This is a genomic window from Corynebacterium sp. KPL2895, from assembly GCF_040225815.1.
GTDB classification, from domain to species: domain Bacteria; phylum Actinomycetota; class Actinomycetes; order Mycobacteriales; family Mycobacteriaceae; genus Corynebacterium; species Corynebacterium rhinophilum.
Window position 1 is genome coordinate 110,577 of the sequence record NZ_JBEHFY010000005.1, and the last position, 13,828, is coordinate 124,404.

Consider the following 13,828-nt stretch of genomic DNA (forward strand, 5'->3'; position numbering starts at 1 on the left):
GGGGCGTGCAGTATGGCCACCGATTATGACGCACCGCGCCGCGGCGCAGAAGAAGAACTTGAAACTGACTCTTTAGAGGGACTGAAAGCAGCTGAACCCGAAAGCAATGGCATGGATGACGATGGCGAAATCGTCGAAGCATTCCAACCGCCATCAGTTGATCTGACCGGCGAGGAACTCAACGTACAGGTCGTTCCCCGCCAAGAAGACGAATTTACCTGCGGATCTTGCTTTTTGGTTCAGTCCAATAAGCGTTATTCGCACGAAGAAGATGGCATGCCCATCTGTAAGGATTGTGCCTAAGCAGCCGGTATTGGCCTAGCTAGTCGTTATTGCGCACAACCCAAATAAAGATTCATCCCGCCGCAGTTTGCAAAGGCAAGCGCGGCGGGGTTTGAAGTTTTCCTTGTTTAGCAGACACCCGATGTGCGCGGCACCTAACTGCGCGGGGTGTCTACTTTTTGAGGGTGCAAATCTTTTCAGTCATCCAGTTCTATCTAAGGCTGCTCGTCTTTGCCCTTCTTATCCGGATCGCTTCCTTGCTTTTGCTGTTTCTCCCATAGATATCTACGCACCAGAAAGATGGGCAATACTAAAACGAAGTAAAAAGCCATGTACCCCACTACGTGAAGGACGATGCCGTCAGAGCTCACTTCGCTCCAGGCAACCCCCTCCACGTTTGATGAGGACACTCCACGCCAACCGGTTACTTGACTGACGTAGAATTCAGCGATGACCATGAGTGGCAGTATCACAAAGGAAAACCACCACGGAGGTATCCAGGGTTTCCCATCTTTCTGAGTTCTGCGTAGAGCTCCTCCGAAACCCATTGTGATCTCCTCCTAGTCCAACTTTTCACTGATGGTACAAGAACCCGCGTAAGGTGCGACCGAAAGTCTTCTTTAATGCTGTCATGCGGGGGCTTGCTCTGGGGATGCAGTAGCACTGAAAACACTAACGGCACTCTCACAGGCGACGCCTTCTAAAAAGCAGCGACCCCTAGAATCTACGAGCCTTCTGCGTGCTGCTCTGGCAGAAAGGCGCGGAGCAGTTGGTCTGGATCTTTCGAGGCAATGAGCCAATATGGGGTGTCATCCTCCGGATCATTGAGGACCATCATGGCGTGCTCGTCAATCCACGCATGAGAGACCAAGAATGCGGCCGGATCGAATTGCGGGCCCAGTGCGTTATGGCGCGCAGACTTTGGAACGGTAATCGAACGAGAGACAACCTCATTGGGTAGCTGTGCGTCTTTGACGAGCAGCCACCGCGTGCCATCTTCATCTTGTTCTACTTGCACAACGGTCCCAGACCACGTGATGAGCACCCAGATAGCGATGGCTCCGAGCAGGACCGCGGGAATGATGGTCCACCACACAGAGCGGTTGAGTCCGGCCGTAGCTGAGGTTAAAGCCACAACGATTGCTGCAAAAATCCAGAAGTACCACGGCACCCATTGGCGTTCGCGATACAACACTTTCGGGTCAGCGGGTTGAGGAGCAGAAATATCAGACACGTCTAGGCAGTCTAGTCCACTCCAGGCGCAGAATGAACCGGCTGGGGCAGGTAGGATTGGCTAAGTGACTGATTCGAATTCGCTACCGCAGGAACTAACGCCAGTAGGAGACGTCAAAATTAAGCGCCTCGATAAAGGGCTGCCGATGCCATTTCGGGCCCATCGGGGTGACGCCGGCGCCGATCTTTATGCTGCCGAGGCGCTTACCCTCCAACCTGGCGAACGCGCCCTCGTTGGCACCGGTATAGCCATGGCCTTGCCGCTGGGCACCGTCGGCTTAATCCATCCGAGGTCTGGCCTAGCAGCTAAACACGGGCTGTCCATTGTCAATACGCCGGGTACCGTGGATGCTGACTACCGCGGGGAGATCAAGGTGTGCCTGATCAACCACGATTCCCACACCCCGATCGAGATCGAGCGCGGCATGCGCATCGCTCAACTCGTGGTACAGCGTGTAGAGCTAATGGATTTTAGCGAAGTAGAAGACTTGGATGAGACCGACCGCGGTACCGGCGGCTACGGATCAACCGGGGTATAGAAAGGTTTAAACACATGGGTATTTGGCCATTTGGCAAAAAGAAAAACGATGACAACCGGAAGGAAGAGCCGGAGGCCTCACGGCAATCGCAGCCGCAAGAGCCTGCCGCTGATTCCGCAGGATCGGCTTCGGCTGAATCGAATTCCTTTGCATCCGTAAAAGATACGGCTGCCGATGCCGCCGCAGCTTCGGGACAGGTGCCAACGGAGTTTGCCCACGACGCCGTAAATGGCGAAACCGGCCCCTTCGATGGCGATTCCGTCAATATCGAAGACTTTGACTTTTCTGATTCTTCCATCGGCATCCTTGACCTTGGCTCGATGCGCATTCCGCTGCCCAAGGATTCCCAGGTCCAGGTAGAAATGGGCGAACAAGGCCCGAAGATGCTGCACATTGTCACCAAGGCGGGCCGTATTACTCCCGTTGCCTTCGCAGCTCCACGCAAGCCTGGCCAGTGGGCTGAATCCGTGGAAGAAATCAAGGAAGGCATGAGCCGCGATGGGCTATCCGTCACCACGGAGCAAGGCCCTTGGGGGCTGGAAATCGTTGGCAAAAATGACAACGGCCAACTGCGCGTCATTGGCGCCGAAGGCCCGCGGTGGATGCTGCGCTTAACTCTTGCAGCACCTACCGGCCTTGAAGAAGATTTAGCGCAGATCGCGCGCGACGTAGCATCGCGAACCTTTGTCTACCGCGGTGAAGATCCCATTTTGGCGGGCAATGCACTGCCGGTCATCATGCCCAAGCAGCTGGTGGAGCAGGTCAAACAAGCCATGGAAAAGCGTCAGCAGGACCAATCAGGCGCAAATTCCCAGGGGCAGGCGGCCCAAGGTCACCCAGAAAACGGGGTAGGCGGCCCCGATCCCGCAGCTGAGGCGGAAGCCGAACAGCAACTGCGCGATTTGGGTGCGCAGCCACCCAAGGGGGACAATGAATCTCCCGCACATGACAAAGACAAGGGGTCTAACCCCGATACCGATAAGTAAGTAAAGCAGAACGCTACGTGAGTAACTCTTTGCCGGAGCCGCAGGCTCCACAGCTAGGCGACGACCAGGACCGCGATACTGAGCCAACTCTGTTGGAACAAATGGGAGGCCTTCCCGGACTGGTTGCGGCTACCTTGCCCATCGTCGTCCTTATTCCAGTTAATAGCCTTTACGGCCTAACCCCGGCGCTCATCTCCGCGCTGGGTGTGGCGGTAGTGATCGCCATATGGCGCATCGTTCGCAAACAGACCATTCAGCCGGCCATCTCTGGCCTTATCGGGGTGGCCATTTGCGCCGCCATCGCCTGGTTTACCGGCGATGCCAAAGGCTACTTCCTATACGGCATTTGGATGTCACTGGCCCTGTTTATCGCCGCGTCGCTATCAATTCTCTTCCGGTGGCCGGCCGTTGGCGTTATCTGGAAGGGCTTGAACGGCGATGATATGGCCTGGCAGAAGGTAAAGCTTGCGCGCAGGGCCTATTCCATTGCCACGGCCGGGTGGGCCGTTATCTTCTTAGCGCGGTTTATTATCCAGCGCGCGATTTATGATGCCGGAGAGACGACCGCCTTGGGCATTACCAGGATCGTCATGGGCTGGCCCTTGACGCTGTTGGTGACCGCATTGACCGTGTGGATGGTGCGCCGCGCAGATGCCGCGGTAGAAGCGGCAGAAAATGCCGGGCTTGCCACAAGTTCAGATCGCAGTACACAAGAGTTCGAGGCAGAAAATGAATGAGTCCGCTCTATCTCGCGGAGACACCCTGGAGGTCACCATTGACCGCATGGCCCATGGTGGACTTGGCATCGGCCACGCCTCAGACGGGCGCGTCGTCTTCGTTCCCCGGGCTTTTCCGGGGGACACGGTTCGCGCAACCGCCGGTAAGGTGAAAAAGTCCTTTATCAAGGGCGAACTCGATAGCATCGTCACCGCAGGGGCTCTGCGCGTACCCACTAGTTGCCCCGCCGCGGAGCTTGGTGCTGGGTGCTGCGATTTTGCAGAGTTGGATCCCGCAGCGGAACCAGCCATCAAGATGGACGTTCTCCGCGAACAGCTGCGCCGTAGCGGCATAGAAGGGCTCGAGTCCCTCACTATTGAACAACACGACCTGCCGCCGGTACGGGGCTGGCGGACGAGGGTCAGGTTGGGCGTCGACAAGCAAGGCCGCGCCGGATTGCGGAAGTACCGCTCGAATGAGCTGGTGACTTCTGTCGGTTGTACCCAACTAGCAGATGGCTTGATTGATGGTTTGGTAGGCGACGGCGCGCGGCGTTTTACCCCGGGGGCCGAAATCGTCGCGGTTCTCGATGGCGCGGGTAACCGGCATGTGGTGGAAACGCGCAAGGCACCGCGGGGCAGGCGCGTGGAGACCATTCGCGAGGTCATCGAGGGCTCTGGCACCGTGGTCGAATACGTCAATGGCCGCGAGTTTTCCTTCCCTGCCACGGCCTTTTGGCAAGCGCATGTGGCGGCGCCGGAGATTTATAGCGCTGTGGCGGGGCAGTGGCTGGCCGGCCGGAATTACCAGCAGAAGATTGCCTGGGATTTGTACGGCGGCGTCGGACTATTCGCGCCCGCGTTATCAGAAGTCACCGGCGGAAAAGTCATTTCCGTGGACTATTCGCCCGCGGCAACGGCGACTACGCAGCCGGGGTTGCGCGATATCGATATTGCCGTGAAATCCGCCAAGGTAGAACAGGTTGCTGCGCAATTGCCCCAACCCGGTGCCGTGGTGCTCGATCCGCCGCGAACCGGGGCAGGCGAGCAGGTGGTCCGCGCCGTGGCGGAGGCAAAGCCCCAAGCCGTGGTGCATGTGGGATGCGATCCAGCGACCTTTGCCCGCGATCTGTCCCTATGGCAAAGCGCTGGGTATAAGCCCGAGAAAATGGCGCTGGTCAATGCCTTCCCCGGCACCCATCACTTTGAGGTAATCGCTCTTATTACCCCAGATAAGGCGGCGTATAACCCGGCGCAGGACGCTGTTTAATGCGAAAATACCCCGCCTGAATTAAGAAGCCGATATAAAAGAAAATACGGACCACGGGTACGGTGGATAGGAAGAACTAAGCACAGAAGGAGTTGAAGGCCGCTCCATGACTATCTTGGATACCATAAACTCGCCGCAAGACCTGAAGGCACTGCCTGCAGAAAAGTTGGAGGAACTTGCGGCGGATATTCGCCAGCGCCTCATCGATAAGGTATCGGTGACGGGTGGGCATTTGGGGCCCAATTTGGGCGTGGTGGAATTGACCATTGCGCTGCACCGGGTCTTTGATTCCCCGCGCGAGCCCATCATCTTTGATACCTCCCACCAGTCTTATGTGCACAAGATGCTCACTGGTCGCACGGCCCAATTCGATACCCTGCGCCAAAAGGGCGGCCTGTCCGGTTATACGGACCGCGGTGAGTCCGAGCACGACTGGACGGAATCCTCGCATGCTTCCGCCTCGCTATCGACTGTGGATGGACTCTCTAAGGCCTTCAAGATTCGCGGGGAAGGCCACCGCAACGTCATCGGCATCGTCGGCGATGGCGCCTTGACCGGCGGCATGTGCTGGGAAGCGCTCAATAATATCTCTGAAGATAAAAAGCGCAATGCGGTCATCGTGGTCAATGACAACGGCCGCAGCTATTCGCCCACGATCGGCGGCATTTCTGAAAACCTGGGGCGCATTCGTTCCCAGCATGGCTACGACGAGCTCATGGAGCAGGGCAAGCGCCGCTTAAAATCCATGGGGTGGGTAGGCGAGCGCGCCTTTGATGCGCTCCATGCCATGAAAGAAGGCGTCAAGTCCACGGTCTTGCCCACGGAGATTTTCCCGGAGCTGGGCATTAAATATATTGGCCCCATCTACGGCCATGACATCGATGGTTTGGTGCATGCGCTTTCCTATGCCCGCGATTATGAGGGCCCCATTATCGTGCATGTGGTCACGGAAAAAGGCCACGGGTTTGCGCCTGCGGTCAATGAGCCGAAGGACCAGATGCACTCGACCGGTGCCATCGACCCAGTAACCGGCGTTGCCAAGGGCACCAAGCAGCCGGGGTGGACGGCCGCATTTTCTGAAGAATTGATCGCGGCGGCGGAAACGCGCGATGACATCGTTGCAATCACTGCAGCCATGGCGGGTCCTACGGGGTTGGCTCCCTTCCAGGAGCGTTTCCCAGAGCGGTTCTTTGACGTGGGCATCGCCGAGCAGCATGCGATGGCCTCTGCCTCTGGTTTGGCTTTGGGCGGCATGCACCCCGTGGTGGCTGTGTATTCCACGTTCCTGAATAGGGCTGTGGATCAGGTGATCATGGATATTGCCTTGCTCAAGCTGCCGGTGACCATCGTGCTGGACCGCGCGGGCGTGACGGGATCTGATGGCGCCTCCCACAACGGAATTTGGGATATGTCCTTAATGAGCATTGTCCCAGGTATGCACATCGCCGCCCCGCGCGATGGTGCGCGCCTGCGCGAGCTCTTCCAAGAATCCCTGGACATTGATTCTGGGCCCTCAGTGGTCCGGTTCCCCAAGGGAAACTTGCTGCCCGATATGGAAGCCGTGGATACGCTTGCCGATGGCGTCGATATCCTCTACTACGGCGAGGCTGACGCCGGTGAGGATACCCCCGAGGTCCTCATCGTCTCTATCGGTGCCATGTCCGCGCGGAGCATCAAGGCAGCGCAAGAGCTGGAGAAACAGGGACTCAACGTCACGGTCATTGACCCGCGATGGGTCGCACCAGTGGCAAGCTCCGTCATCGCTATGGCAGCAGATCACGATTTGGTCGTAACGGTAGAAGATGGCCTCATTCGCGGCGGAATTGGATCCATGATTGCTGAGGCCCTCGGCGCCGCAGAGGTGGACACCCCAGTGCGTCGCCTGGGTGTTCCTGGTTACTTCCCCAAGCACGGTTCCCGCGGCGAGGTTTTGGAAGAATTTGGCCTAAGCCCTCAGCTCATTGCTGCATCGATTACCGAGTGGGTAGAAAACCTGACCGCTTAATGCGGCTGGGAAAATAGGCTCGCGATCAATGCCGGGGCAACGAGGTTGACCTGCCACGACCGCGCGCCTTCGCGTTCTAGGAAGGCGGGCACATCTTCAGGCTGGCTGATGGTTCCGCTCCCGCCAATGGCCGCCCACACGGTGGCGCGAAGGGTTGCGGGTCGAAGCAGCAGCTCCTGTGGCAGCCCGAGCTCTTCGGCGATATCCCCAATGGCAGCGCGGATCTCTTGATATTCCTCCCACTGCTGTGGATACTCCCTAGACCACACCGATTTCGAGGGAACGGTTCTTTCCTGGCGAAGCGGGCCCGGGCGCCCGCGCGGTGGAATATTCTGGGACTGCTGCACGGCCAGTAACCAGCGGTGCGCGACGCCTTTACTCCGCCGTGGAAAGCCCTTGATGCGGGTTAACTGCGGCTGCGTGCTGGGCAGGATCCGGGCTATCTCTACCAGTACCTTATTGGGCAGCACGCGCCCGGGTGCGGTATCGGTTCGCCGGCTAATATCATCGCGCAGGTTCCACAAAGACTGCGCCGCGGCGCGCTGCTTCCCATTCTTTAGGCTCGATACTCCCTTGATATCGCGCCAAGAGTGCGGCTGCGGGGCGGTGTCATTCGCGTGCTTGGCGACGATCGCCGCACATTCCTCCACCATCCAGTCCAGCTTTTCTTGTTCGGCCAAGATATCGCGCAGCGTCGTAGCCAATTCCAGTAAGAGCTCGACATCGAGTGCGGCATAAGCGCGCATTTCTTCGCTGAGCCGCGGGATGGACCAGTCATCGTCGCCGTGGCCTTTTTCTAGCTGGACATCGAGAAGCTCCGCGATAATGGCGCCCAAATTGGTGCGGTGAAATCCTGCAAACCGGGCGGCTAATTCCGTATCGAAAAGGGTGCCAGGGAAAAGCCCGAGCCACCCAAGAGACGGGAGATCCGAGGGCGCGGCGTGAATGATCCAGTGCTGCCCATTGAGCACCGGAGCCAGTGTCTTGGTCAATTCCGCGCGGTGGCCTTCGGGGGCAAAAAGCATCGTCCCGGCGCCGTTACGGCGAATCTGGATGAGAAAGGCGCGGTCATCGTACCGGTAGCCTGAGGCGCGCTCGGTATCGATGGCAAAGGGCCCGGTACCAGCGTGCAACCGCGCGGCGGCAGCGGTGAATTCCGCTGGCGTGGATAATACCTTCGGAATACCCTCTTTCGGTTGCTTCCGAAATTCCACCATCTTAGCGGCCGAGTTCAGTAACGCCTTCAGGCGGCAGCCCCGCGACGTTGGCTAATACTTGTGCGAAGGCCTGCACGTGCGGTGCTAAATCCAGCCCCTCCGCCGTCCACGATGCGCGCATCTCAATCTGATAAGCGCGCGGGGGGCCGCCGATCTCACCGAAGCGGACCGAGGCGGTGGAGGTGACCGTACCGCCGAGGTTGGTAAGCTCCGCGCCTTCTTTTTCCAAGCCTTCATTGAGCCATTGCCAGGCTACGTCCGGAAGCAGCGGATCTCCTGCCACCGAATCATCCATATCGGCCTGGATATACGCCACCAAGCGCATTGCGCCCTCCCAGGCCTCTTCCGCGCCCGGGTCATGAAGGAGGATGAGGCGCCCGAAGGCATCGCCATCTGAATCGGTGGCGATGATATCCGGGTCCTCTTCCGTGCCCACCTCAAGGCCAATGGCGTGGCTAAAGGGCGCTAATCGCTGCGGTGGGCGAATGGACCCTAGGCTAATTTCTGGGCGAAGAGTGGCCGCGTGCATGGACTCTACTGCCTGAGTAAAAGCCGGCGGCGTCGTTGGCTCCTGTGCCTCGTCATTGCGGCGTAGGGAGGTAAAGGCTGCGTCATCTCCGGAGTTGGCTCCGGCATTCTTACCGGCGCTGGGCGTGCTCGATTCGGAATTACTCACCTTGATAAAGCTATAGTTTCACTACCTTGAGCTGGCGGAGGCGCGCCGATAGTGGGAGGTGCACAGGGGGGATGACAATCGGTCTAACTCCAACTTATGATGGATTTGTCCGAATATTCGAATAAGCTTCTGCAAAGGAGAAGGCAATGGCGAAGCTCGATTTCAAGGAACTCAACGAGGTACAGCAATACTCCCAACACGCCGTTTTCAAGGTGATCCCCGGCGGGCTGGGCAGCGAGCGCGAGGAGATCATCTCCCAAGCCCAAGAATTCTTTGCGGAACTAGAAAAGGACAATAAGGTCACCGTCCGCGGCGTTTACGATCTGACCGCGATGCGCGATTCTGCGGACTTCATGATCTGGTGGCACGCCGAGGAGTTTTCCGATATCCAGAAAGCCTTTGGCGATTTCCGCCGGGAGACCACCTTGGGCCAGGTGAGCGAAGTAACGTGGATTGGAAATGCCCTGCACCGTCCGGCCGAGTTCAATAAGTCCCACCTGCCTTCCTTCATCATGGGGGAAGAGCCCAAGGAGTGGATTTCCGTCTACCCATTCGTGCGTTCGTATGACTGGTACACGATGGAAGAAGAAAAGCGTCGCCGTATTTTGATGGAGCACGGAATGCAGGCACGCGACTACCCCGATGTGCGCGCCAATACCGTACCGGCATTCGCGCTTGGGGATTATGAGTGGGTCCTTGCCTTTGAAGCCGACGAGCTACACCGCATTGTGGACCTGATGTATAAGATGCGCTATACCGAAGCCCGCCACCACGTGCGTGAGGAAATTCCATTCCACACCGGACGCCGCGTGAAGGACATCGCAGAACTCATCAAGGTTCTGCCCTAAGATTTGAAATAAAAACAATGCTGGGAGCCCCCTTAACTGTAGAGAGCTCCTAGCGCTGTCATTTGTTCTCACTGCGCGTGGTAGTGAAATCCTAGTTTTCCTCGATGGGCTTTTCTTCCAGGTTCAAAGAAATAGAGTTAATGCAGTAGCGCAGGTCAGTCGGGGTATCGTAGCCTTCGCCTTCGAATACGTGGCCCAAGTGGGACTCACAGTTAGCGCATAGCACCTCGACGCGGCGCATGCCCAGGGAATTATCTTCCCGCTCGATAATCTTGTCACCGGCTAGCGGGGAGAAGAAGGAAGGCCAACCACAGTGGGAAGCAAACTTCTCGGTGGAACGGAATAGCTCCTCGCCGCAGGCCTTGCAGGAGTAGACACCCTCTGTGGTGGTATCTGTGTATTCGCCCACGTGCGGCGGCTCCGTGCCTGCTTCGCGCAATACGTAATATTCTTCGGGGCTAAGGCGCTTTTGCCAGTCGGCATCAGCAATGAGCTTAAAATCAGTCATGACTTTAAGTTTAATCCTTTATTTGCGTGGCACGCCACCACCCGGCAACGGAGGCGAAGATGATGACGATGAGCAGGCTCCACCCCACGGTGCCGGAGAAAGTGTTCATCCACCGCCCAGCATCCGGGTGCGCTTGCGACGTCCATGTCACTGGGGCTAAGAACAGGAATGCAGCCACCCATGCGCCCACCGAGTGAAAGACCGAGCGCGGTAGGAACACGGTGAAAATTAGCGGGAATAACCACATTGAATAATATTGCTGTCCTAGTGAGGACAAGAAGAAAATCCCGACCATAATCGTGCCACTCGTCGTCAGCGCCCAAAATACCGGTTCGGATTGTCGCCACCGCAGTAGTCCGAGCACCGCGCACCCGACCAAGGCGGCGAAGACTACCCACACCACCCAGTAGAGAACGGGGCCGAATTCCACATAGGCCCGCAATCCCGCCCAGGAGGAATTGGCATAATCGCGGGTCGTGGAAAGATAGGGCACCAGCTTGTCGAAGTAACCGCTAGCACCCGGGACGATCGGCCACGCTAGGACATTGAGAACGACCGGAATCCCGGGGCCCGCGAGGAGGTTGCGCCATTGCAGCTTGACCAAGGGCAAGAAAAGCAGGGGTGCGAATTGGGGCTTAATCAAAATGGCTAGCCCAAGGGCTATGCCGGAGACCCACGCGAGCTGCGGGGTGCGCTCAGACTCTAAGAAAGCCCATAGGAAAAGCGCCATGCAGAATAAGAGCACACCGTTGATATTGGTAAACGCCAAGGTGTTGGTGACTGATTCGGTGGCGAAGGCTAAAGCGATCGAGACTGGAAAAACCGGCGAGGTGAGCTTTCTTCCCACCACGTGGGTTAGCAGCGCCAGTGCGGCAATGATGGCAAGGGCGTTGACAACGATGAAAAGTCCGCGCGCGAGGCTGAAATCGAGCCACGCTAAAGGCGATAAGAATAGCGTTGCGCCTGGGGTGTAGAGATATAGCGGATCCACATGGTTATAAGCCTGTTCATACACCGGAATACCGTCGACCATGCGCTTAAGCGCGCTATAGACCGTAGTGAAATCATCAGTCAGCGTCCCATTGCGCGCGACGATGAAGATGCGCTGAATGACGAGGAGAACGGCAATAGGCCATGCGGCGGCGTTTATTCGAGCAGTCACGACCTTTTAGTCTACGGACTCAGTAGTGCGCGAGTACCGCAGAAACACCGTGCTATCCGTATCGGCGGCAACATTTTCTAGCTGCATTCGGCGGTGGGAGTGCGTGCCATGAAAGGTAGCCACGGGTTTTTCTACGCCGGTGGAAAGGTGGGGATCCAGGGTTAAATACATCTGATCAATCGCATCGATATGCACCAGCTGGCCGAGCATTCCTGGCCCACCTTCGCAGAGGATGCGCTGGAATCCACGCTCCCGCAATACGCGGAGATAGTCCTGCATGGTGCCTTCACCGGCATCGATTACCTCTGCACCTGCTGCCTCGATGGAGCGCTTTCTCGCGGAGACCTCTGCGCTTTGCAACGCGGCGTGGGGGAGAAGGAAGAGCGGGGCAGTGGTGAAGTGCGTTAAGAATTTCGAACCCGGATCAAACTTCAAGCTTTGCGTGGGCACGGCGATGGGGGCGGGCTGTGAATCGGGAGAGTCGCGCTCTACTCCCGCATAATCTTCTGACCTGACTGTCTGCCCGCCAACGAAGACGACGTCCGCCCAGCCGCGCAGGGCCTGAAAAAGCTGTGCATCGGTGTCATTGCCCATGGCCTCTGAAAGATCGTTGATGGTGGCAGAACCGGTGAGGGTAGAAACCATATTGGCCCGCACGGCGGGCAGGTGAGCGGGTTCGGGGCCCAAAAGCGAAGCGATGTCCATGGTCTGCAAGTGTAATGGTTGTGCAGGTGTGAATCGTCCCGCTGGCTACACCAGCCGAATAAGCACCACACCGGTCAAAAGGAGGGCAATGCCCAGGACCTGGCGGGACTTAATGGGGGCGCCGCTTACGCGATCAATGATGAGCGAGCCCAGCATCGAGCCAAGCAGGCCGGCAACCACGGTGAGACCGGTACCAATCTGCGGAACGAGGGCGGCGTTGCCGAAGATGAAAAGCGCTCCCAATACACCGCCTATCCACATCCACCACGGGTTTGGTTTTCCTTCCGGGCGCTCGATGCGCGGGCGCCAGCGCAACACGATATTGATGATGACCAAGGCGGTAACGCCGACGGCAAACGATACCAGCGCAGCGCTCACCGGAGATCCCGTCACCTGGCCAAGGTGGCCGTTGATGGCGGATTGGCTGGCTGTAAAACAGCCAAAAATAAATCCGGCTAGCCGCCACAGCCACAGGGCGGTCGCGGAATCTGCATTACTTGTTGCTGCGCTCGGTGTGGCTACCACCGCAATTACGCCGAAAAGTACAATAATGGCGCCGATAGCGCGCACCACCGTTAAAGAAGACTGAGGCGACTCGAAGAGCCCGAAGTGGTCAACAATGAGCCCCATGATGACCTGCCCGGCAATGGGTAAGACCACAGTCTGCACCGCGCCTAGGTGCGGAAAGAGAAGAATATTTCCGGTCAGTGCGACAACACCCAGCAAACCGCCGAACCAAATCCAGAGTGGTTCGTCAAAAGCCTGCGCAATACCGTAGTCCCCGCCGGTAACTGCGGTGGCCACGATGAGCAGGGTTATTGTTCCTACGGCGAAGGAGATCATCGAGGAGGAAAACGGGGTGCCGGTGGAGGCGCGAAGACGGGTATTGACCAGCGTTTGTATCGGTAAGACCAGTCCAGCAAGAATTCCCAAAAGTATCCACAACACGGGTGGACACTTTACTCAGTTAAGGCAAAAAGCCCACCTGAATGGGAAAAGCCCACCTAAGCGAAGAAAATAAGCTTAAGTGGGCGGTGGTGGTCCTAACTGGGATTGAACCAGTGACCTTTCCGGTGTGAACGGAACGCTCTCCCACTGAGCTATAGGACCTTGCGGGGGATAAATCTACACCCGGTGCATTCCATTTTCCTAATTGGCTGGATGGCAGGCGTGGAAGGTGGGGTAGACGCGGATATCCAGGGGAGGTTTACTCGTGGGGTAAATGACAACCCTGCAATTCACGGTGCGGAGAAATGCGTGATGTGTGTCGCGCAATAGGGGTGCTGGGCTGGGGATTTGGAAACTGACAGGGAGCACGATAATGTTTGTTCACGCACCGCAAAGCATTAAGCACTGCGGCGCGATGCGGATGTAGCGCAGTTGGTAGCGCATCACCTTGCCAAGGTGAGGGTCGCGAGTTCGAGTCTCGTCATCCGCTCCACGCTTTTCTTGAGGGTATTACACCACAAAGGGAAAGTGGAACTAAATGAATAGCGCGCGATTAGCTCAGTGGGAGAGCGCTTCCCTGACACGGAAGAGGTCACTGGTTCAATCCCAGTATCGCGCACAAGGACTTTGTCCTAGAAACCGGGCCTGGTTTCGCATGCGGATGTAGCGCAGTTGGTAGCGCATCACCTTGCCAAGGTGAGGGTCGCGAGTTCGAGTCTCGTCATCCGCTCCA

15 protein-coding genes and 4 tRNA genes are annotated in these 13,828 nt (G+C 57.6%); 10 read left to right on the forward strand and 9 right to left on the reverse strand.

Annotated elements, in window-relative coordinates:
- Nucleotides 1-12 precede the first annotated feature (12 nt).
- Nucleotides 13-303, forward strand: a complete 291-nt coding sequence (locus ABRP95_RS03615; protein ID WP_023022651.1) for a DUF4193 domain-containing protein — start codon at nt 13-15, stop codon at nt 301-303.
- A gap of 194 nt (nt 304-497) precedes the next feature.
- Here the strand turns inward: ABRP95_RS03615 and ABRP95_RS03620 are convergent, their stop codons facing one another.
- The gene (locus tag ABRP95_RS03620) at nt 498-740 is read right to left on the reverse strand and encodes a cell division protein FtsW (RefSeq protein ID WP_284769682.1); all 243 of its coding nucleotides are present in this window, start codon (nt 738-740) and stop codon (nt 498-500) included.
- Between the two features lie 266 nt (nt 741-1,006).
- Nucleotides 1,007-1,477, reverse strand: a complete 471-nt coding sequence (locus ABRP95_RS03625) for a DUF3093 domain-containing protein (RefSeq protein ID WP_349838969.1) — start codon at nt 1,475-1,477, stop codon at nt 1,007-1,009.
- Nucleotides 1,478-1,580: 103 nt separating this feature from the next.
- Here ABRP95_RS03625 and dut point away from each other — a divergent pair, with 103 nt between their 5' ends.
- The 5 genes from dut (at nt 1,581) to dxs (ending at nt 7,031) form a co-directional block, all read left to right on the forward strand.
- Nucleotides 1,581-2,054, forward strand: coding sequence for a dUTP diphosphatase (gene dut / locus ABRP95_RS03630; RefSeq protein WP_023017381.1), 474 nt, complete (start codon nt 1,581-1,583; stop codon nt 2,052-2,054).
- 14 nt (nt 2,055-2,068) lie between these two features.
- Nucleotides 2,069-3,040, forward strand: a complete 972-nt coding sequence (locus tag ABRP95_RS03635) for a DUF3710 domain-containing protein (protein WP_005278949.1) — start codon at nt 2,069-2,071, stop codon at nt 3,038-3,040.
- A 29-nt stretch (nt 3,041-3,069) separates the two neighbouring features.
- Entirely contained in the window at nt 3,070-3,777 is a 708-nt protein-coding gene (locus ABRP95_RS03640) for a DUF3159 domain-containing protein (protein WP_005278951.1), read from the forward strand.
- Nucleotides 3,770-5,026 (forward strand): class I SAM-dependent RNA methyltransferase, encoded by a 1,257-nt coding sequence (locus ABRP95_RS03645; RefSeq protein ID WP_349838964.1) that lies wholly within the window; start codon nt 3,770-3,772, stop codon nt 5,024-5,026. The genes ABRP95_RS03640 and ABRP95_RS03645 overlap by 8 nt, the downstream gene beginning before the upstream one ends.
- Nucleotides 5,027-5,132: 106 nt before the next feature.
- The gene (dxs, locus tag ABRP95_RS03650) at nt 5,133-7,031 is read left to right on the forward strand and encodes a 1-deoxy-D-xylulose-5-phosphate synthase (protein ID WP_349838965.1); all 1,899 of its coding nucleotides are present in this window, start codon (nt 5,133-5,135) and stop codon (nt 7,029-7,031) included.
- Here the strand turns inward: dxs and ABRP95_RS03655 are convergent.
- Entirely contained in the window at nt 7,028-8,248 is a 1,221-nt protein-coding gene (locus ABRP95_RS03655) for an HRDC domain-containing protein (protein ID WP_284849955.1), read from the reverse strand. The two genes, dxs and ABRP95_RS03655, sit on opposite strands and share 4 nt — an antisense overlap.
- Before the next feature lies 1 nt (nt 8,249).
- A complete protein-coding gene (locus ABRP95_RS03660; RefSeq protein WP_284782069.1) occupies nt 8,250-8,924 on the reverse strand; it encodes a DUF3000 domain-containing protein in 675 nt (224 codons plus the stop codon).
- Between the two features lie 146 nt (nt 8,925-9,070).
- Here ABRP95_RS03660 and hemQ point away from each other — a divergent pair, with 146 nt between their 5' ends.
- The gene (hemQ, locus tag ABRP95_RS03665; protein ID WP_284782068.1) at nt 9,071-9,772 is read left to right on the forward strand and encodes a hydrogen peroxide-dependent heme synthase; all 702 of its coding nucleotides are present in this window, start codon (nt 9,071-9,073) and stop codon (nt 9,770-9,772) included.
- A gap of 91 nt (nt 9,773-9,863) precedes the next feature.
- Here hemQ and msrB read toward each other — a convergent pair whose 3' ends face one another.
- From msrB to ABRP95_RS03690, 5 genes are all read right to left on the reverse strand, one after another.
- The gene (gene msrB, locus ABRP95_RS03670; RefSeq protein ID WP_023022629.1) at nt 9,864-10,280 is read right to left on the reverse strand and encodes a peptide-methionine (R)-S-oxide reductase MsrB; all 417 of its coding nucleotides are present in this window, start codon (nt 10,278-10,280) and stop codon (nt 9,864-9,866) included.
- 10 nt (nt 10,281-10,290) lie between these two features.
- A complete protein-coding gene (locus ABRP95_RS03675) occupies nt 10,291-11,442 on the reverse strand; it encodes a glycosyltransferase family 87 protein (protein WP_284782066.1) in 1,152 nt (383 codons plus the stop codon).
- Between the two features lie 6 nt (nt 11,443-11,448).
- A complete protein-coding gene (locus tag ABRP95_RS03680; RefSeq protein ID WP_349838966.1) occupies nt 11,449-12,147 on the reverse strand; it encodes a pyrimidine reductase family protein in 699 nt (232 codons plus the stop codon).
- Nucleotides 12,148-12,192: 45 nt separating this feature from the next.
- Nucleotides 12,193-13,095 (reverse strand): DMT family transporter, encoded by a 903-nt coding sequence (locus ABRP95_RS03685; protein WP_349838967.1) that lies wholly within the window; start codon nt 13,093-13,095, stop codon nt 12,193-12,195.
- Nucleotides 13,096-13,182: 87 nt separating this feature from the next.
- A tRNA-Val gene (locus ABRP95_RS03690) sits at nt 13,183-13,257 on the reverse strand.
- A 255-nt stretch (nt 13,258-13,512) separates the two neighbouring features.
- Here ABRP95_RS03690 and ABRP95_RS03695 point away from each other — a divergent pair.
- From ABRP95_RS03695 to ABRP95_RS03705, 3 genes are all read left to right on the forward strand, one after another.
- A tRNA-Gly gene (locus ABRP95_RS03695) sits at nt 13,513-13,588 on the forward strand.
- A 54-nt stretch (nt 13,589-13,642) separates the two neighbouring features.
- Nucleotides 13,643-13,714: transfer RNA gene (locus tag ABRP95_RS03700), tRNA-Val, on the forward strand.
- A gap of 38 nt (nt 13,715-13,752) precedes the next feature.
- A tRNA-Gly gene (locus ABRP95_RS03705) sits at nt 13,753-13,828 on the forward strand.

Excerpts from the sequence above, each read along its gene's own strand:
- ABRP95_RS03680 (WP_349838966.1), bottom strand. The coding sequence starts at position 12,147 with ATGGACATCGCTTCGCTTTTGGGCCCCGAACCCGCTCACCTGCCCGCC.
- ABRP95_RS03615 (WP_023022651.1), top strand. The coding sequence starts at position 13 with ATGGCCACCGATTATGACGCACCGCGCCGCGGCGCAGAAGAAGAACTT.
- dxs (WP_349838965.1), top strand. The coding sequence starts at position 5,133 with ATGACTATCTTGGATACCATAAACTCGCCGCAAGACCTGAAGGCACTG.
- ABRP95_RS03635 (WP_005278949.1), top strand. The coding sequence starts at position 2,069 with ATGGGTATTTGGCCATTTGGCAAAAAGAAAAACGATGACAACCGGAAG.
- hemQ (WP_284782068.1), top strand. The coding sequence starts at position 9,071 with ATGGCGAAGCTCGATTTCAAGGAACTCAACGAGGTACAGCAATACTCC.
- msrB (WP_023022629.1), bottom strand. The coding sequence starts at position 10,280 with ATGACTGATTTTAAGCTCATTGCTGATGCCGACTGGCAAAAGCGCCTT.
- ABRP95_RS03645 (WP_349838964.1), top strand. The coding sequence starts at position 3,770 with ATGAATGAGTCCGCTCTATCTCGCGGAGACACCCTGGAGGTCACCATT.
- ABRP95_RS03655 (WP_284849955.1), bottom strand. The coding sequence starts at position 8,248 with ATGGTGGAATTTCGGAAGCAACCGAAAGAGGGTATTCCGAAGGTATTA.
- ABRP95_RS03620 (WP_284769682.1), bottom strand. The coding sequence starts at position 740 with ATGGTCATCGCTGAATTCTACGTCAGTCAAGTAACCGGTTGGCGTGGA.